This is a genomic window from Pseudomonas sp. 51_B, assembly GCF_017491595.1.
In the GTDB taxonomy this organism is placed as follows: domain Bacteria; phylum Pseudomonadota; class Gammaproteobacteria; order Pseudomonadales; family Pseudomonadaceae; genus Aquipseudomonas; species Aquipseudomonas promysalinigenes.
Map to the genome: position 1 here is coordinate 1 of NZ_JAFGYW010000040.1, position 18,253 is coordinate 18,253.

At 60.1% G+C, this 18,253-nt stretch carries 13 protein-coding genes; all 13 read left to right on the plus strand.

The window, feature by feature from the left end; translation table 11 throughout:
- Positions 1–475 (plus strand): glycosyltransferase (locus J5M56_RS22785; protein ID WP_207937852.1); only part of this gene is annotated, 475 nt, incomplete at its 5' end.
- Positions 476–536: 61 nt separating this feature from the next.
- The gene (locus J5M56_RS22790; RefSeq protein WP_207937853.1) at positions 537–3,272 is read left to right on the plus strand and encodes a glycosyl transferase; all 2,736 of its coding nucleotides are present in this window, start codon (positions 537–539) and stop codon (positions 3,270–3,272) included.
- A gap of 142 nt (positions 3,273–3,414) precedes the next feature.
- Positions 3,415–4,188 carry a class I SAM-dependent methyltransferase gene (locus J5M56_RS22795; RefSeq protein WP_186478798.1) on the plus strand — a complete coding sequence of 258 codons (774 nt, stop codon included), beginning with the start codon at positions 3,415–3,417 and terminating at the stop codon, positions 4,186–4,188.
- Positions 4,185–4,790, plus strand: coding sequence for an HAD family phosphatase (locus J5M56_RS22800; RefSeq protein WP_060476936.1), 606 nt, complete (start codon positions 4,185–4,187; stop codon positions 4,788–4,790). Before J5M56_RS22795 ends, J5M56_RS22800 begins: the two co-directional genes overlap by 4 nt.
- Positions 4,766–5,428 (plus strand): NTP transferase domain-containing protein, encoded by a 663-nt coding sequence (locus J5M56_RS22805; protein WP_186478799.1) that lies wholly within the window; start codon positions 4,766–4,768, stop codon positions 5,426–5,428. The genes J5M56_RS22800 and J5M56_RS22805 overlap by 25 nt, the downstream gene beginning before the upstream one ends.
- On the plus strand, positions 5,421–11,468 hold the full coding sequence (locus J5M56_RS22810; protein WP_207937854.1) for a methyltransferase domain-containing protein: 6,048 nt from the start codon (positions 5,421–5,423) through the stop codon (positions 11,466–11,468). Before J5M56_RS22805 ends, J5M56_RS22810 begins: the two co-directional genes overlap by 8 nt.
- Positions 11,469–11,727: 259 nt before the next feature.
- Positions 11,728–12,663 carry a ketoacyl-ACP synthase III gene (locus J5M56_RS22815; protein WP_060476933.1) on the plus strand — a complete coding sequence of 312 codons (936 nt, stop codon included), beginning with the start codon at positions 11,728–11,730 and terminating at the stop codon, positions 12,661–12,663.
- A 253-nt stretch (positions 12,664–12,916) separates the two neighbouring features.
- Positions 12,917–13,765, plus strand: coding sequence for a flagellin domain-containing protein (locus J5M56_RS22820; RefSeq protein ID WP_186478801.1), 849 nt, complete (start codon positions 12,917–12,919; stop codon positions 13,763–13,765).
- Between the two features lie 70 nt (positions 13,766–13,835).
- Positions 13,836–14,198 (plus strand): flagellar protein FlaG, encoded by a 363-nt coding sequence (locus J5M56_RS22825; RefSeq protein ID WP_060476931.1) that lies wholly within the window; start codon positions 13,836–13,838, stop codon positions 14,196–14,198.
- 78 nt (positions 14,199–14,276) lie between these two features.
- On the plus strand, positions 14,277–15,695 hold the full coding sequence (fliD, locus tag J5M56_RS22830; protein ID WP_207937855.1) for a flagellar filament capping protein FliD: 1,419 nt from the start codon (positions 14,277–14,279) through the stop codon (positions 15,693–15,695).
- 133 nt (positions 15,696–15,828) lie between these two features.
- Complete coding sequence (fliS, locus tag J5M56_RS22835) at positions 15,829–16,221, plus strand: flagellar export chaperone FliS (RefSeq protein ID WP_060476929.1); 393 nt, start codon at positions 15,829–15,831, stop codon at positions 16,219–16,221.
- Positions 16,222–16,235: 14 nt separating this feature from the next.
- Positions 16,236–16,532 (plus strand): hypothetical protein, encoded by a 297-nt coding sequence (locus J5M56_RS22840; RefSeq protein WP_060476928.1) that lies wholly within the window; start codon positions 16,236–16,238, stop codon positions 16,530–16,532.
- Between the two features lie 167 nt (positions 16,533–16,699).
- Positions 16,700–18,175, plus strand: coding sequence for a transcriptional regulator FleQ (fleQ, locus tag J5M56_RS22845; RefSeq protein ID WP_060476927.1), 1,476 nt, complete (start codon positions 16,700–16,702; stop codon positions 18,173–18,175).
- Positions 18,176–18,253: the final 78 nt, after the last annotated feature.

Below are 18,253 nucleotides of genomic sequence, written 5' to 3' on the forward strand. Positions count from 1 at the left end.
CAGAGGCGACCTGGAATTGCTCCAGGATGTGGTGAAGACGCTGGCCGATGAGGTGGACTGGGTATTTTTTGGTATGTGCCCAGATGCATTGCTGCCGTACGTCAAAGAATTCCATCAGGGTATCCCTATGGCGCTGTATCCGCAGAAGCTTGCCAGCCTCAACCTCGACCTGGCGCTGGCACCGCTTGAGCAGAACCTGTTCAACGATTGTAAAAGCAACCTGCGCTTGCTGGAGTACGGAGCCTGTGGTTTCCCCGTGATCTGCTCGGATACCAAGGCGTATGCAGGTTACCTGCCGTGTACCCGGGTGGCTGGCAATGATGCGCAGCATTGGCTGGAGGCGATACGCATGCACCTGTCTGACCCGCAGGCCAGCTACCAGCAGGGTGATGCTTTGCGTGAAGTGGTACTGCGCGACTACGTACTGACCGAGCGACACCTTCAACACTGGGCCAACGCCTGGCTGGCCGACTAAGCGCCTGCGCCTAGCTCCGGCAGCGGCGGTGGCAGAACTGAATTTGATTACCGGGTGCATTATGACTGGACACACAACCGACACTACCTTGGCGCTGGGCGATATCACGGTGTTGCTGCTGGGCAGTGGCGACCTGGATTATCGCGCTCGGGCCAGCGCCTATGTGAAGAGCCTGGGATGCCAGCTGGCGGTGCTTGAGACGGCGACCGGCGAGCAGGCGCACCAAGCGCTGGCCAGTGTCCTGGCGACCCTGGAAACCCCCTTCGTGGTGCTGGCCAAAGACAGTGACTTTCTCTTGCCGCACGGCTTGCAAGTTGCTCGCGACTGGCTGTGTGAGCACCCAGAAAGCCAAGGTGTTCAGGGCTACGTATTGGGAATGTGCCCTGGCAACGCTGTGGTCGCTTACCACCGGCAAGGTCTGACAGCCCACCGTCAGCCCGGACGTGATGCACGGGAAAGGGTTCTGGAACACGCGCTCAGCGGCCTGCAGCCTTGGCGTGCGCTGCTGCGGGTGCAGGCCCTGCGCCGCGCCCAGGCCGAAGCTGCGTTACGCATGGCTGATGAGCACTGGCTGCTGGGGCTGTCTTTTGCGTTGCTGCGCCAGGCTGACCTTGAGGTGCTGGAGCATACGCTGGTAGTCAGCGAATGCCAGCAACAGCAGTTGGACCCTGACAGTTTGCTGCCAGCTGTGCGTAAGCTGCGCCAGTGGGACGAGCAAGCCCAAGCGGTTTTCGATGATGATGAAGGCTTTGCCATTGTGCGCCAGTTCGCCCTGACCGGTGCTGGCGCCCTAGAGGAGCCGCTGCTGTTCACCTCGCCCTGGACCAGCGTCATCCAAGAGCCTCAGCGCAGCTTCGAGGCCCGGCAGTGGGTCGAACTGCCTTACTACTCTGCAAGATTGTTCACCCAGCTGACGGCCATCGAATTCCTGCTGCATGCGTGGCCTGCCGGCCAGGCGCAGGTCAGGGCGGTGGAAGGTGCCTGGGTGCGCCAGCATGAACTGCTCGTGCGTCATGCCAATGACAACCAGCAGACGCTACGTGGGCGGTACTGGCAAGCGCTGGGGATCAATCTTTTTGCACCGCAGGTCTGCCGGCAATTGCTGGCGGTATTGACCGACGAGGATGAGCAGGCGCGTGGCGAGCTCGAACAATGGTTGCAGCGCCTGCAGGAAGTGGCCGCCCCGGCGCTCAGCGACCGTCTGGCGCGAACGCCTTCCGGTCAGGTCATGCAGACGCTGGCCGAGGCGACGTTGAGCGCCGACGACCGCAAGCGTGTGTTCAAACGGCTCGATGGTGCCCGCAAGATCGGCATCGCACTGATGGTGCTGGACCTCGATGATGACAACGAAGCCCTGCAGCAGACGTTTGACAGCGTGGCGCAAAGCGGCCTGCGCGATATGCGCATTGTCGTGCTCAAAGCCGGTGCCCTGCCGGCTATCACCACGGCTCGTGACACGCTGCATTTCATCAAAGTGACAGCGGACAATGTCGTCACCCATCTCAATCAGGCACTGGCGCAATTACCCAGTGAGTGGGTGCTGCTGCTGCAGGCCGGTGATGAGCTGGCCGGCAGTGGTCTGCTTCGCCTGCAACTGGAACTGTCTCAGGAAAATACCTGCACGGCCGTCTGCGGGAATGATGTGCAACGTGACAGTGATGGACGGCTGTTCGTGGTCCAGCGGCCTTCTGCCGATATCGATCTGCTGCGCAGCCGCCCGGACTTGATGGCGCCACACTGGTTGATCCGCCGAGAGGCGGCCCTGAATGTGGGTGGTTTCAGCGCTGCATGCCCGCAGGCCCTGGAGTTCGACCTGCTTCTGCGCCTGGTCGAACACAATGGGTTGGGCGGGCTCGCGCATGTCGACGAGTACCTGGCGGTTGGGCTCAATCGCCGTGACACAATGTTGGCGCAAGCCAGCGTCACCCTGGACCGTCACCTGGCTCAGCTGGGCTATCGCGCGCAGGTGTCTGCCGATGAGCTTGGGCAACTGCAAATCGAGTTCCGTCACCCGGGCACGCCTTTGGTGAGCATCCTGCTGGCGGCGGGCGAGGACATGCAGCAACTGGCTACCAGCTTGGCGAGCATACAACAGCGCACGCGCTATCCGCGTTATGAGGTGTTGGTAGTTACTCATGGTGAGCTGGGTCAGCAAGCCAATCTGGGAGCCAAGGTGCGGATGCTGGCCTGCCCATCCGCGAATCTGGCAGAGCGGCTCGATCTGGCGGCGGGGCAAGCACGGGGCGAGTACCTGGTGCTGATGAGTGACCGCAGCCAGGTGTCTAACCCAGGTTGGATCGAAGGCTTGCTCAATCAGGCTCAGCGGCCGGAGGTTGGCGTAGTCGGTTGCCAGATGCATGACGGTGATGGCTGTGTGAGCCATGCCGGGTACGAACTGCTGGAGGGGCAGCGTGTGCATGCCAGCTGGTTGGGGCGTGAGCTTGGCGAGTCGAACGGCACGTTGAGTCTAGGGGTAGTGCGTGGCTGCCATGCCGTCAGCGCCGATGGCCTGATGGTGCGCAAGGAGGTCGTCGAAGCGTTGGGCGGTTTGAGCCAAATGGCTCCAGTGGATCTGGAGCTCTGCGTTCGGGTGGCTCAGGCCGGTTTGTTGGTTTTGATGGCGCCTCAGGCACAGCTGTACAACCCGACTCTGCCGATCGTCCCGGATGGCGATTGTCGGGCCCTGGCGGCGCGCGCACCCTGGGCATTCGCCCGCGCAATTCCAGTAGATGGCGCCCAAGGGCTTGCCATGCCTAGCTGTGATGGCGCGCCCCATTGGCTCAAGACGCTGCTCTGATTGATCCAGAGCAATCAAGCCGGGCATCGCCCGGCTTTTTTGTGCGCGTTGGCAGACATCTTGCTTTGAGCCTTTGCAACCGGGCGGGTGTTGGATTTCTGACTGCTTCATGGCCCGTTCGCTGCAGTGACAAGGAGCAATCTTGAACGACTCTCGACGCATCAAGGGTGAGCGAGTAGCCATCGACTACGATGCAACCCGCGCTTTTTTTGAAGCGCGCGGCAAGCGCGATTATGCCAACGTGCTCAGCGCCACCATGTACCAGGATAACGACCCGGAGCTGGTCGAGCGGCGTGATCAAGCTGAAAAGGCGGCGATGGCCAGTATCCTGGGCCTGAATCAGGCTCGGCGAATTTTCGACATCGGCTGCGGCACCGGGCGCTGGGGCTGGTTTCTGGCCGAGCACTGTCAGGAACTCGACTATCTGGGCGTCGATTTTTCCGCCAGCCTGATCGACAAGGCCAAGGCCGAAGCTGCAAAGCGTCAGTTACCCGCCTTGCAGTTCCAGGTGATGTCGGCCACCGACATTCAGCCGCTGGCACTGCAGGTGTCGGCGCCTTTCGACCTGGCGCTGATTTCGGGCTTGCTCATTTACCTCAATGACGCCGATTGCATCAAGGTATTGGGTGATGCCGCCCGCCTGTTAGCTCAAGGTGGGAGGATCTACCTGCGTGAACCGGTCGGCGTGGCTGATCGCTTCACCCTCGACCGCTTTTATTCCGAGGAGCTCGCCGATCAGTACTCGGCCATCTACCGCACGGCCGCCGAACTGCGCCAACTGATGGATGTAGCGTTCGATGGCCTGGATATGTGCGTGGAGCATGACGGTTTTCTGTTTTCGGACAGCCTGGAAAAGCGTGCCGAAACCCGGCAGTACTTCTTCGTTCTGCGACGTAGTCAGGGAGCTGCGCAATGACCACGGCCTACTGCTTCGACCTCGATGGCACGCTCACGCGCCAAGAGCTTTTGCCGCTGATCGCAACCTCGGTGGGGCTGGAAGACGAAATCAGTGCGTTGACCCAGGCGACCATAGAGGGCCTGCTGCCCTTCGACAAGTCCTTCAAATTGCGCGTCAGGCTACTGCGGGATGCGCGCCTGGACTGGATTCATGCCGCACTGGACAGGCATGTCGAGTTCGACCCGGCAATACTCGATTTCATTGCCCGCCACCCCGAGCAATCGTTCATCGTCACCGGCAACCTCGACCTCTGGGTCAAGCCGGTTCTCGACAAACTGGGCGTCCACAGTTTCACCTCGCTGGCCCGGCTCGACGGGCAAGGGCAGTTGGATGGCGTGGAGCACATCCTGCACAAGGGTGATGCGGTCAGCAGCCTGCGCTCGCGCTTCGATCGCATCGTTGCAGTGGGCGAAGGCATGAACGATGTGCCGATGTTCGAAGCTGCTGACTGGCGAGTGGCGTTCGGTGGTGTGCATCAGCCCAACAAGGAGCTGATGAAGCTCAGTGATTTCGTTACTTATGATGGGAAGGCCCTATGTCGCCTGTTAAGCACGCTGTAATCTGCGCCGCCGGGATTGGCTCGCGGCTGGGGCTCAACAAGCCGAAATGCCTGGTGGAAGTGGCGGGGCGCACATTGCTCGACTGGCACCTGGAGCGTCTTCAGTGGGCCGAGACGGTCTGGCTGGTGGTGGGTTACCAGGAAGAGGATGTCATCGCCCACGCCATTTCCCTGCGGCCTGACCTGATTGTGGTGCGCAACCCTGATTACGCGCGGACCAACACGTTGCAGAGCATCTACCGTGTGTCGCGCCATCTCGATGAGCGCATGCTGGTGCTGGACGCCGACACGGTCATGGATGCGCGGAGTTTCGAGTCGTTCCTTCAGGCCTCGCAGACTCACGAGCAACTGATCGGCGTATCGCCCTACATCACCAGTGATGGTGTTCGCGTGCAGCTCGATGCGTCCGGCAGCCAAGTGCTGGGCTTTACCCGCGAGCCGCATTACGCCATGGAATGGACCGGCATCGCAGTGATCAAGCCGCAGTTGGTGATCAACCAGCCGATCTTCGTCTATCAGGCCCTGGAAGCCTGCCTACCCCTGCCGGCATTCGAACTCAAAGCGTTCGATATCGACACCACGGCAGACCTTGATATGGCACGTAAAGTCTTTGCAACCCAGTGGGGCGAACATGAGTAATAATTCACAAGGCCAGATCGCCCGTCATTTCTGGAGCCAGACCGAGCGTGGCAAGATCGGCCCCGCCGAGCTTTATGAGCGCCAGCGCCAATGCCTGCTGGAGCAAGTGCTGCCCGGCCTGCCTGAAAATGCCCAACTGCTCGACATAGGCTGTGCGGACGGCGACTTCAGCCTGCTGTTCGCTCGCCACGTTGGGCGAGTGGTGGCGTTCGATGTGGGGGAACGGCTGATCGAACAGGGCCGCGCCAAGGCGCGGGAGCAGGGCATCGACAACATCGAGTTTCAGGTCGCTGATGTGTTCGAGTTTTCCTCGCCCCAGCGCTTCGATGTGGTCAGCCTGATGGGCGTATTGACCACCATCAGTGACGACACCGCCGCCGCCCGCGTCGTGCTCAGAGCACTGTCGATGCTCAAGCCGGGTGGGCAGTTGATTCTCAAGGACTCGGTGCTGCTGCAAGGCCGCGAAGCCCGCACCCTGCTCAACGATCAGTACGAAGCCAAGTACCGTCCAGAGCCCCAGTACACGGCATTGATCCGCTCATTGGGCCTGCGCGAACAAGCGCGCTACCCGTTACTGACCATGCCTAATTGTGGGCAGACCAGCGTGCTGTACGTCTTCGGCACTGTGCTGAGCCAACCGGCATCGCTGCCGATTGCCGATCTTCGGGTTGCCTGTTACGGCAGCATGCCGTTTCACTTCCGCTCGCTGCGCCCGCTCGCGGCCTGTTTCCAGAACAGTCTGTTGAGCCTTTCGATTGACGAAGTCATGGCCTGGAAGCCCCAGGTCATCGTCGTCGCCGATGGTTGGTCGGTAGAATTCTGGCGTGAGTACTGCGATGCGCATCAGGTGTTGCTGATCGGTATGCGCCACGGCTCGGTGACGCGTTACGGGTACGCCGAACCGCAGTACAACCATGCCGACTACATGTGCGGCAGCGTCTGGGATATCGAAGACACCTTGCTCTCGGACGTGCATCCACGGCACGGCTTCCTGCTGACCGGTAATGCCTGGGTAGACCAGGTGTTCAGGCTGCCAGCGCGCCAATGCCTGAACGATGAGCCGACCATCCTGTTCGCCCCGACCTACAACCCGGAAATCAGCGCTGCGGTATTCTTCGGCGACCGAGTCGTACCTCTGATTCGCTCAGTCTATCCGCGAGCGAAAATCATCATCAAACCGCACCCGGCCATCGTTCAACACGAACACAGCTTCGTCGTGGACAAGGCGCTGTTCCGCAACCTGATGGCGCAGTGGCGTGAACAAGTTGCCGCCGACCCGCGTGTGGTGCTGGTGGATGACCCGGGGGCAAGCATCGCCGACAGCTTTGCCGAAGCTGACATTCTGGTGGCCGACCGCTCATCGTTGCTATTCGAGTTCATGGTACTGGACCGCCCGATCCTGCTGTATTCCAGCGAGGCTAGGGTAGGCCACTGGGAATACAACCCGGACGCCCCTGGCAATGCCTGGCGGGATATCGGCATGGAGTTCGGTGACGATCAGGCGTTCCTCGCGCTGCTTGCCGATGCAGCCAATCTGCATCGAAGCCACTGCCGAGATGCACAGCGTGCGCGCGTGCAGCACCTGTATGGTGATTATCGCGATGGTCGCTCGGCCGAACGGGTGGCGTCCGCCATCGCCCAGGTGCCCCGGCTGCATGTGGTAATCGACGGCCAGCACCGCGAGCAGGCGGCGCGCCTGCGTGAAGCATTCGATCAGCGCTTGGCGTTCAAGCGCATCAGCGTTATCGGCAGCTCTGATGGGAGCGTTTCCCCAGCACAGTGGGTCGAGCAGCGGCTGGTTGAGCCGGCGGCTGACTTGGCCTACCTGATGGTCGATGCTGGCCTGAGCTGCGAGCTTGGCAGTGCCCATCAGGTCAGCCAGGGGCTGGCAGCGCTGGCCAGCGGCGAATGTTCCGCCATGTCGTTGAGCGTCGCGGCCGCCGCAGCGCCTGAGCCGCCAAGTACGGACAGCGGCGTCTGGATTCGTCAACAGTTACGGGCGGCGCTTGAACGAACCCAGGGCCTCAGTGCACTGAAGCTTTTGCCGGCCCATGCAGTGCAACGCCTGCTCGTGCAGCTGCCGGCGGTTGTTGACCACGAGGTCTTCACTACGTTGTGGCAAGTGGCTGGGGCTAGCGAGCCGGTGGCGCCCTGGCAGCACGACACACTCAACGTCGTGCTCGACAGTTCGGTGCTGCCCATTGTCGGTGGTCAAGCCGGCCAGTTCTTGGCGGGGCCGAATGCGCGCTTGCAACTGGTTTCGCCGATCATTGAGCACGCACCGTCGGTAAACGGCCTCGAACTGCTGATCAGCGCGGCGCGGGGACAGCAGTACGATGTCTATCCGTTCATCACGCAGGTTTGGGTCAATGGACGCTTTGTACGGGATGTGACTGTCGGCGATGCTGGTGCACTGCGCCTGCGACTGCCGTATGAGCCTAACGAGCGTGGCATCACCGACGTCGAGCTACGCAGCTCGGGTTGCTTCGCTGGCATGCCTGGGCTTGCCGGCCCGCTGTCGCTATACATCGCTTTTGCCCAGGCAACGCCTGTGGTTGCGCCTGAGCGCGCACGGATTCATCAGATCTTCTATTCGGATGAAACGCGGGCGAAGCTGGAACCGGGCTACATACCGCTGGACAATGTCGGGCAGCGCCCCGATTGGGCCGAATACTGGCCGATGCGCAATGTATTGCTGAATGCGAGCCTGGATGAGAACACCTTCTATGGCGTGCTCTCACCGCGCTTCAAGGACAAGACCGGGCTTGAGTCGCGACAGGTGCTGGAGTTCGTTGCCTCGGCGCCAGACGATGCCGATGTTCTGTTGTTCCCGGTGTTCTATCCAGACGGGGCCCGCTACGAAAACACCTTCATCCAGGGCGTGGTTCACCATCCCAATATCTGGCCGGTGTTCGTCGAAATGGCCCGTCGCCTGGCGCCTGGGGTAGATTTGCAAACCCTGGTGATGGATGCCTCCCAGGTACAGTTCTGTAACTACTTCATCGCCAAGCCGCGATTCTGGCGTCGCTGGTTCAGCCTGGCGGAGACCATCTTCCAAAGCGCTGAACAATGGCGCACTGGCGAGTGGCCAACCGCGTACGGAGAAGCGTTGAATACTGCCACTTTGCATCGGGGAACCGAGGGGTATGAATGCAAAGTCTTCGTCATGGAGCGTTTGGTTTCGCTGATCCTGGCTACCGAGCCGCAGTGGCGTGTGCACCTTTTCGAAGGGCTAAAGCCCGCGCAGACCGGCGCGCAGCTCAATGCCGACCTGCTGCGCCTCGATCAGCTCAAGACAAGCTTGCGCCAGGCAGACACCCCTCAGACCCGGCAGGCATACGCAGAGTTACGCGAAACGGTGTTTGGCACCCTGTTCGCCTCGCAGATCGCCGAGATCACTGCCAAGGGAGGCCAGGTGGCGACTGCCCAAGAGCAGATTCAGGCAGCGCTGGCGCAGTTCCCGGCTTTACCTGTGGAGCCCGATATGTCGCAGTGGCTCGCCGAGCGCGTACCTGATGCGGTGCAGCAACGCTTGATCAGCGAGCGCTTGACCCGCGGGCGGGCGCCAACGATAGCGGTGCTGGTGGTCAACCATCAGGCCAGCTGTGAAAGCCTCGCTGTGACCGCCAAAAGCCTGAGCCCTGCGCACAATGCTTACCCTGCAATCGAGCTCATCGAACTTGCCGAGGGGCCGATACCCGAGCAGGTCGAGCAGATCGTGCGCAATGGCACCTTCGACTGGTTCATGCTGGTGGAGGCCGGTTGTGAGTTCACTGCCAGTGGACTGATGATTGCCGCGCTGGACCTGATTGACGCAGAAGGTGTGCGTGCGGTCTACGGCGATGAGATGCGGCGTTTGCCAAACGCAGAACTTCAGTTGGCCGTGCGGCCAGACATCAATTTGGACATGCTTCTGAGCCTGCCGGGTGTGCTCGCGCGCCATTGGTTGTTCAACCGTGAGGCGGTGCTGGCAACAGGCGGTCTGCGGATGGACAGCGCAGAGGCGTTCGAACTTGACCTCATTCTGCGGCTGATAGAAGACAAAGGGCTGCAAGGGCTGGGGCACATCAACGAACCCTTGTTGATCAGTGCCGCCACCGCGCTGGTCGATAGCCCTGAGCAACGCGCCGCTATCGAGCGGCACCTGCTGGCCAGAGGCTTTGAGGGTGGCACCGTCTCGGCCCGGCTGCCGGGGCACTACGACCTGGATTACGGGGTCGGCGAGAGTGCGCTGGTGAGTATCCTGGTATCCACCGAGGACGGCCTGGAGCGCCTGCGCCGTTGCCTGGACACCCTGCTCGAGAAGACCACCTACCGTCGCTTCGAGATCCTGTTGCTCGACCAGGGGCAAGATGATCCGCAGCTGCAAGCCTGGTTGGCCGGTGTCGAGCAACTGGACGCGACGCAGGTTAAGGTGCTGCGCTTTTGCAGCGATCTCTCTACGGTCCAAGTGCGCAACTTGGCGGCCGAGCAGGCGGCGGGTGAGTTGCTGCTCTGGTTGCATGCCGGTATCGCCGTGCTGGAGGACGACTGGCTGCAGCAGTTGGTCAATCACGCTTGCCGCCAGGAGGCGGGTGCGGTAGGGGCCAAGCTGCTTGCCAGTGATTGCACGGTGCGCCATGGTGGCCTGATCCTGGGCATGCATGGGCCGGTTGGTCGTGTATTCAAAGGGCGTCCAATGCTGGCGCCGGGGTATCAGCAACGTTTGCTTGTTGACCAGAACGCGGTGGCGGTCAGTGGCAAGTGCATGATGCTGGGCAAAGCGCTGTTCCATGAGTTCGGCGGTTTCGATGAGTCACCGGAGCTGGCGTGCTGGGCGGATGTCGACCTGTGCCTGCGCTTGCATGCGGCCGGCTACCTCAATGTCTGGACGCCTCGTGCGGCATTGCTGATCAGTGAGACGGCCGAACCTGCTGTTACGGTGGAGCAAGAGGATGCCCTGTATGCACGCTGGCTACCGCTGCTGGCACGTGATCCCGCCTACAGCCCGCATTTGCGCCTCTCTGGGCCAGAATACAGCGTTGTTCCGTCTGCGCTGAGCTGGCAGCCCCTGGCCTCTTGGCGCCCGCTGCCTAGGGTGTTGGCCTGCGTGGAAGATGTGCAGGAGGGCGATGAGCAGCGAATCATACAACCGCTGCAAGCGTTGAGCCGTGAAGGCCTACTGGACGCAACGTTGGTGCAAAGCCGTTTGTCGTTTGCCGAGATTGAGCGCTTTGCGCCGGATTGCGTAATCGTGCGCCGCCCCATCGAAGCTGAGCAGATCGAGTGCCTGCGGCGCCTGTCAGCGTTTTCGCATGCGTTCAAAGTGATTGATCTTGATGCGCAAGCCTGGGGGCAGCTTTCGGTGGATCGACAACGCTTCGGGCATCTGCTTCAAGGTCTGAATGCAGCCATGGCGCATGCCGATCGCTTGGTGGTTGCCAACCCTGCGTTAGCGGAAACGTTCGCCGAGGCACATCGCGATATACGGGTGGTCGAAAGCCGCTTGTCGCCAGCGCAATGGCAGGGCCTGCGCAGTCGGCGCGGCGTCGGGCACAAGCCGCGGGTAGGGCTGGTAGGGGGCTGGCTGGGCACCGCCGAGGAGGCATTGCTGACCGAAGTAGCCAGCATGCTCAAGCAAGAAGTGGAATGGGTTGTGCTCGGTGCCTGCCCCCCAGGCTTGCAGGCTGATGTGCAGACGGTCACTCCGATTCTGGGTGCCGTCGTTTACCCAAGGTTGCTCGCAGGGCTTGACCTTGACCTGGCGCTGGCTCCGCTGGCTGAGGGGCCCATCAGCGCATGCGCCGGCAACCTGCGCTTGCTTGAGTTTGGGGCTTGTGGCGTGCCAGTCATCGCCAGCGATGTGCGTGCATACCAGGGGCCGCTTCACGTTACGCGGGTGCAGAACCAGCCAGCGAGCTGGGTGGAGGCGATCCGCATGCACCTGCATGACCAGGCTGCAAGTGCTGCGATGGGTGAGCAGTTGCGCGAGCAGGTCCTGGCCGACTGGATGCTTGAAGGCGATCACCTGTTGGCTTGGCAGCGTGCTTGGTTGGCGTGAGGCCTCCTGAGCGACCTGGCAACTGATTGCGCCCCGGCTTTGCCGGGGCGTTTTTTTTGCTTTTGGGCTTATCTGACCACTCTCTACGACCAGGATTCGACAAAACGCGTGACTTGGAAGTCACGACGGGCATCTTCACTGTTATCATCGTTACATTCGTTAACGTCTGCGCCCGTGAACCGTCCGCCCATCGTTTCGATTCAACCGCGGCTGGGCCCGCGCGCAGGGGCATGTTGCTGACATTGAATTGGGAAGCCATATGATTGGCATTAAAAGCATCGCCAGTTACGTGCCGACTGAAGGCGTGGATAACTACGCCCAGGGCGCGAAATTCGGCAAAGATCAGGATTTCATCTTCGGCAAGATCGGATCTACGTTCTTGCCTCGCAAGGCCGAGGCTCAAGAAACCTCCGACCTGTGCGTTGAGGCCTGCAAGAAACTGTTCGCCGCCAATCCTGCGTTGGACCCGGCCTGTATCGACGTGGTGATCGTCGTGACCCAGAACGGTGACGCCGAGGGTTTGCCCCACACCGCTGCCATCGTGCAGCACAAGCTGGGGCTGTCCACGGCGGTTGCTGCGTTCGACATTTCTCTGGGTTGCTCGGGCTACGTCTACGGCTTGTATGCGATCAAAGGGTTCATGGAAGCGGCTGGTCTGAAAAATGGCTTGCTGATTACCGCAGACCCTTACTCGAAGATCGTCGACCCCGAAGATCGCAACACCACCATGCTGTTTGGTGATGCCGCCACTGCTACCTGGATGGGCCATGGTGCTACCTGGCAGTTGGGCAAATCGCTGTTCGGCAGCGATGGTGCCGGTGCCGAGCATCTGCGCACCACCGATGGCAAGTTCTTCATGAACGGCCGCCAGGTTTACAACTTCGCCCTGGTCAAGGTGCCTGCACACCTGCAGCAGTTGCTCGACACCAGTGAATTGAAGGCCGAGGACATCGACCTCTATTGCCTGCATCAGGGTAGTGCGGCGATCGTCGATGCGGTTTCCGCGCGCTTCCTTGAAGGCGAGCACAAGCAGCGTTTCGTCAAGGATATGGTCGAAACCGGCAATACAGTGTCCTCGAGCATTCCGTTGCTGCTGGAAAAGCACGTCGTGGGCTCGCAGCATCGCCGTGTTGCGCTGAGTGGTTTTGGCGTGGGCCTGTCGTGGGGGTCAGCGATCATCGAGCGCTCGGACTGACCGCAGGTAGTCTTGCTGAACGCCGCCGCCTTATGGCGGCGTTTTGTTTTCCGGGCTATGGTTTTTTGAGCGTCTGTAATCTGGCGTCAACTCCTTGAATTCATTGGGCTGGCAGGATGCCAGCAATTTTTTTGAAAAATCTCCTAAAGCAACCCGCCCTGACGACGATAACAATTACGAAGGTTCTCTGTGCCACACCCGGCGATTTGCCAAGGCCGGAAGCCGTAGTACCCAATCCAACGAGGAATTCGTCATGGCTTTGACTGTTAACACCAACACTACCTCCCTGGGCGTTCAGAAGAACCTGAACCGTGCTTCCGATGCACTGGCCACTTCGATGACCCGTCTGTCCTCCGGCCTGAAAATCAACAGCGCCAAAGACGACGCCGCTGGCCTGCAGATCGCTACCCGCATGACCTCGCAGATCCGTGGTCAGACCATGGCAATCAAAAACGCCAACGACGGTATCTCCATCGCCCAGACCGCTGAAGGCGCGATGCAAGAGCAGACCAACATTCTGCAGCGTATGCGTGAACTGGCTGTTCAGTCGCGTAACGACTCCAACAGCACCGATGACCGTATCGCCCTGGACAAAGAGTTCCAGTCGATGGCTTCGGAACTGACCCGTATCGCCAACAGCACCCAGCTCAACGGCAAGAACCTGCTGGACGGTTCGGCTTCGACCATGACCTTCCAGGTTGGCTCGAACACCGGCAGCTCGAACCAGATCACCATCGACCTGAACCAGAAGTTCGACGCCTCCTCGCTGGGCATCGGCTCGGGCATCAACATTCAGGGTTCGAGCAGCAGCGTCTCGGAAACCAACTACAGCGCCGCCATCGCCGCTATCGACACCGCTCTGCAGACCATCAACACCAACCGTGCTGACCTGGGTGCCGTTCAGAACCGTCTGACCAGCACCATCAACAACCTGCAGAACATCAACGAGAACGCCGAAGCCGCTCGTGGCCGTGTACAGGACACCGACTTCGCCGCTGAAACCGCTCAGATGACCAAGCAGCAGACCCTGCAGCAGGCATCCACTTCGGTTCTGGCTCAGGCCAACCAGCTGCCATCCGCTGTACTGAAGCTGCTTCAGTAATCGCCGATGGTGACCGGCGGGGGAGTGCTTGATCGGCGCTTCCCCGCCTTTGCATTGCGAGGTGGTAGAGATGGACATGAGCGTCAAGCTGAATTTGTCTTATCCGGCCGCAAAACCGGCCGAGCAGGCCGTCGATAAGCCGGTTAACCGGCCGTCGGAAGAAGCTCAGCCTGCAGCCACTGGCGAAAAGGCCAAGCAGGACGCGCAAGATGCCGATAAGGTCAAAAGCGCTGTAGCGGAAATCGAGAAATTTCTCAAAGCTACCCAACGCAACCTTGAGTTTTCCATGGATGAGGAATCCGGCCAGATTGTGGTCAAGGTCATTGCTACAGACAGTGGTAAGCTGATTCGCCAGTTGCCTTCGGAAGAAGCGCTGCGAATTGCTCACAGTTTGAGTGATGTCAACAGTGTTCTGTTCGACGCCAAAGTATGATGGGCGGCGAACATCAATGAAGTGATACATGCTGGCGCTGCAGGAGTAGCGCCGGCCCGTTGAAAGAGGGATTACGGCATGGCAAGCGCACTCACCCCAACAACCGGCCTGGGCTCTGGTCTCAACATCACCGAGATCGTGAACGCGCTGGTCAAGGCTGATACATCCGCCAAGCAAACCCAGATCACCCGGCAAACCAGCAACAACACCGCGTTGATCTCGGGGATCGGTTCTTTGCGCAGTGCTCTGACGGCGTTCCAGGACGCCATGAAGAAGCTCAACGACAAGGATGCTCCCTCCTTCAACGCCTATTCTGCGAAGTCGGCGAACGAAGCCGTGGTCAAGATCACGTCGAGTAACTCGGCGGTGACAGGAAACTACGATGTAATCGTGGACAAGCTGGCGACCGGTTCGAAGGTTGCAAGCCAACAGTTCGCAGGTGGGGCAAGCAGCTCCATCAGTGCTGGTAAATTGACCATCAGCCAAGGTGGAAAAACCTACGATCTCGATGTTGCCAGCGGTGCAACGTTGCAGAGCGTGCGTGATCAGATCAACAAGGAAATGAGCGCAAACGGCATTACCGCCAACATCGTCAACGAACAAGGCGGTTCGCGCCTTGTGCTCAGCTCCACCGCCACCGGCGCCGGTTCCGATATTTCCCTGAGCGGTATCGCCGAGCTGGAAATCGATGGTACTTCGCAGATGTCTGGCACTGGCGCGGGGTACATCACTGCCCTGGCCCAGGATGCCGAACTGACCATCGATGGCTTGAAGGTCACCAGTGCGACCAACACCGTCGACAAGGCCATCAGCGGCCTGACGCTGCAATTGACTGGCGTCAGCGCCAGGACCGGTAGCGGCAGTACGGGTTCGCCAACTGCGGTGACCGTTGCGGCGGACAACGACGGCCTGAAAAAGTCGATTCAGAGCTTCGTCGATGCTTACAACACAATGCAGAAAGCGATCACTTCGCTGACTTCCACCAGTCGTGACAGTGATGACAACCTGATTCTTGGCCCACTCACCAATGACCCAACCACCCGCTCTCTGCTGGGCGATGTGCGCAAAGTCCTGAGCGAAGTCGGTGCCGGCGATAGCCTGACGACGCTGAGTCAGTTGGGCATCAATACCCAGAAAGACGGCACGTTGGAGTTCAATAGCATCAAGTTCACATCTGCGATGGACGACAAGAAGCTCGGCGCAGAAGTGCAGAACCTGTTCACCGGCACCAATGGCATTTTCGAGCGCATGAACAATGCCATCGATCCGTACAACAAGACCGATGGCAGCCTTGCGACGCGCAAGTCCAACCTGGACAAGGCGGCCAAGCAGCTTTCTGATCAGCAGGAGGCGCTTGATCGCCGGACAGAGTCGCTGACAGCGTCGCTGACCAAGCAGTATGTCGCGCTGGATACTGCCCTTGGCAAAATGAAAGCCCAGGCCGACCAAATCACCTCGATCTTCGAAGCGATCAACGCTCAAGCTAAAAAGTCCTGATTAACTGAGCCTGCCAAAAGCCCGGCGGCATCCCTGGATGCGCCGGGCTTTTGCGTAGGGTCGCTAAAGTTTTTTGACGTCCAGGCGATACACAAGTTACAAGCAACCCATTTCGCTGCAACGAGGTAGATCCATGAACCCGATGTTGGCCCTTCGGCAGTATCAGAAAGTCAACGGCGTGGCGCAGACATCCGAAGCCAGCCCGCACCGCCTGGTGCAGATGCTCATGCAGGGCGGCCTTGATCGTATGGCTCAGGCCAAAGGCGCAATTGCCCGCAAGGATGTCGCCCAGAAAGGCATCCTGATCGGCAAAGCCATCGACATTATCGGTGGCCTGCGCGAAGGCCTGGACCTGGAAAACCACGCCGACAGCCTGGCCGAGCTGGACAGCCTGTACACCTACATGAGCCGTCGCTTGATCGAGGCCAACGCCAAGAGCGACCCCGAAATCATCGATGAAGTGGCGCGCTTGCTGATCACAGTCAAGGAAGGTTGGGACGCCATCGCCGACCAGTCGGCTTCCTGAGCCAGGAGCATGAGATGAGCGAAGTAATCGAGCGAATCGAACAGACCCGTCAGCTGCTGCTTACCGCGTTGCACAAGCGTGACTGGAGTGCAGTGGGCGAGCTGGATCTGGAATGCCGCCTGCGCATCAATGATGTGCTCGATGAAGCGGTCGGCCAGGAAGCCGATGTGCGCGACAGCCTGGAGCAACTGTTGGTCGTCTACCGGCAATTGATTGACGTTGCAAGTGGGGAGCGTCAATCAATAGTCGACGAGATGATGCAAATCCGTCAGGCGAAAAATGCCGCCAAGGTATACCATCTGTTCACGTGACCACAGATGTGCAAAAAGCCGTGCGCCATTAATTTGACTGCACGGGTTTTTTTGACTTTACTAGTGGCTGTTTTCGAATTTCAGACGTCCGAACACTGACCATTCAGTCGGAGATGTCGAGCATGCCCCTCACAGGGCGCCGATATGACTAGGGAAGTTGCTATTGCATGTGGCGTGAAACCAAGATTCTCCTGATCGATGACGACAGCGCCCGCCGCCGCGATCTGGCGGTGGTCCTGAACTTCCTCGGCGAAGAAAATCTTCCGTGCTCCAGCCAGGATTGGCAGCAGGTCGTGGGCGACCTGTCTTCGAGCCGCGAAGTGCTATGCGTGCTGATCGGTACTGTCAGTGCTCCGGGCAGTGTGCTTGGGCTCCTTAAGACAGTGGCTGGGTGGGATGAGTTCCTTCCGGTTTTGCTGATCGGTGAAAATTCTTCTGCGGAGTTTCCGGAAGAACTGCGCCGCCGGGTACTTTCCAACCTCGAGATGCCGCCGAGCTACAGTCAGCTGCTCGACTCGCTGCACCGTGCCCAGGTCTATCGCGAGATGTATGACCAGGCCCGCGAGCGCGGACGCCAGCGTGAGCCGAACCTGTTCCGTAGCCTGGTCGGCACCAGCCGTGCCATCCAGCATGTGCGCCAGATGATGCAGCAGGTCGCCGATACCGATGCCAGCGTGCTGATCCTTGGCGAGTCCGGTACTGGCAAGGAAGTGGTGGCGCGCAACCTGCACTACCATTCCAAACGCCGCGAAGCACCGTTCGTGCCGGTCAACTGCGGCGCGATCCCGGCTGAGTTGCTGGAGAGCGAGCTGTTCGGTCACGAGAAGGGCGCGTTCACGGGTGCCATCACCAGCCGTGCCGGGCGTTTCGAGCTGGCCAACGGCGGCACACTGTTCCTCGACGAAATTGGCGACATGCCATTGCCTATGCAGGTCAAGTTGCTGAGGGTGCTGCAGGAGCGCACCTTCGAGCGAGTGGGCAGCAACAAGACCCAAAGCATCGATGTGCGGATCATCGCCGCGACTCACAAGAACCTCGAAACCATGATCGAGGATGGCACTTTCCGCGAAGACCTGTACTACCGGCTCAATGTCTTCCCGATCGAAATGGCGCCACTGCGCGAGCGAGTGGAAGACATTCCGCTGTTGATGAACGAGCTGATTTCGCGCATGGAGCACGAGAAGCGCGGTTCGATCCGCTTCAACTCGGCCTCGATCATGTCGCTCTGCCGCCACGGCTGGCCGGGGAACGTCCGCGAGCTGGCCAACCTGGTAGAGCGCATGGCTATCATGCACCCGTACGGGGTTATCGGGGTATCGGAGTTGCCGAAGAAATTCCGTTATGTCGATGACGAGGACGAGCAACTGGTCGATAGCCTGCGCAGCGATCTGGAGGAGCGGGTGGCGATCAATGGCCATACGCCGAATTTCAGCAATCATGCGATGTTGCCGCCTGAGGGTCTGGATCTGAAGGACTACCTTGGCAGCCTGGAACAGGGGCTTATCCAGCAGGCTTTGGACGATGCCAATGGCATCGTTGCGCGCGCGGCCGAACGGTTGCGGATTCGTCGGACCACTTTGGTCGAGAAAATGCGTAAGTACGGGATGAGCCGACAGGGTGGTGAGGATCAGGCGGAAGAGTGATTGAGCCTTTGGGGTGTATGCCTTGAGGTTGATGTTGGGGCGCAGATCGAGCGCCGCCCGCGCGGCGCATCGCGAGCT

What these genes read in the sequence shown, in the direction of transcription:
- J5M56_RS22790 (WP_207937853.1), top strand. Translation starts at nt 537, where the DNA reads ATGACTGGACACACAACCGACACTACCTTGGCGCTGGGCGATATCACG.
- J5M56_RS22800 (WP_060476936.1), top strand. Translation starts at nt 4,185, where the DNA reads ATGACCACGGCCTACTGCTTCGACCTCGATGGCACGCTCACGCGCCAA.
- J5M56_RS22805 (WP_186478799.1), top strand. Translation starts at nt 4,766, where the DNA reads ATGTCGCCTGTTAAGCACGCTGTAATCTGCGCCGCCGGGATTGGCTCG.
- J5M56_RS22810 (WP_207937854.1), top strand. Translation starts at nt 5,421, where the DNA reads ATGAGTAATAATTCACAAGGCCAGATCGCCCGTCATTTCTGGAGCCAG.
- J5M56_RS22815 (WP_060476933.1), top strand. Translation starts at nt 11,728, where the DNA reads ATGATTGGCATTAAAAGCATCGCCAGTTACGTGCCGACTGAAGGCGTG.
- J5M56_RS22820 (WP_186478801.1), top strand. Translation starts at nt 12,917, where the DNA reads ATGGCTTTGACTGTTAACACCAACACTACCTCCCTGGGCGTTCAGAAG.
- J5M56_RS22825 (WP_060476931.1), top strand. Translation starts at nt 13,836, where the DNA reads ATGGACATGAGCGTCAAGCTGAATTTGTCTTATCCGGCCGCAAAACCG.
- fliD (WP_207937855.1), top strand. Translation starts at nt 14,277, where the DNA reads ATGGCAAGCGCACTCACCCCAACAACCGGCCTGGGCTCTGGTCTCAAC.
- fliS (WP_060476929.1), top strand. Translation starts at nt 15,829, where the DNA reads ATGAACCCGATGTTGGCCCTTCGGCAGTATCAGAAAGTCAACGGCGTG.
- J5M56_RS22840 (WP_060476928.1), top strand. Translation starts at nt 16,236, where the DNA reads ATGAGCGAAGTAATCGAGCGAATCGAACAGACCCGTCAGCTGCTGCTT.
- fleQ (WP_060476927.1), top strand. Translation starts at nt 16,700, where the DNA reads ATGTGGCGTGAAACCAAGATTCTCCTGATCGATGACGACAGCGCCCGC.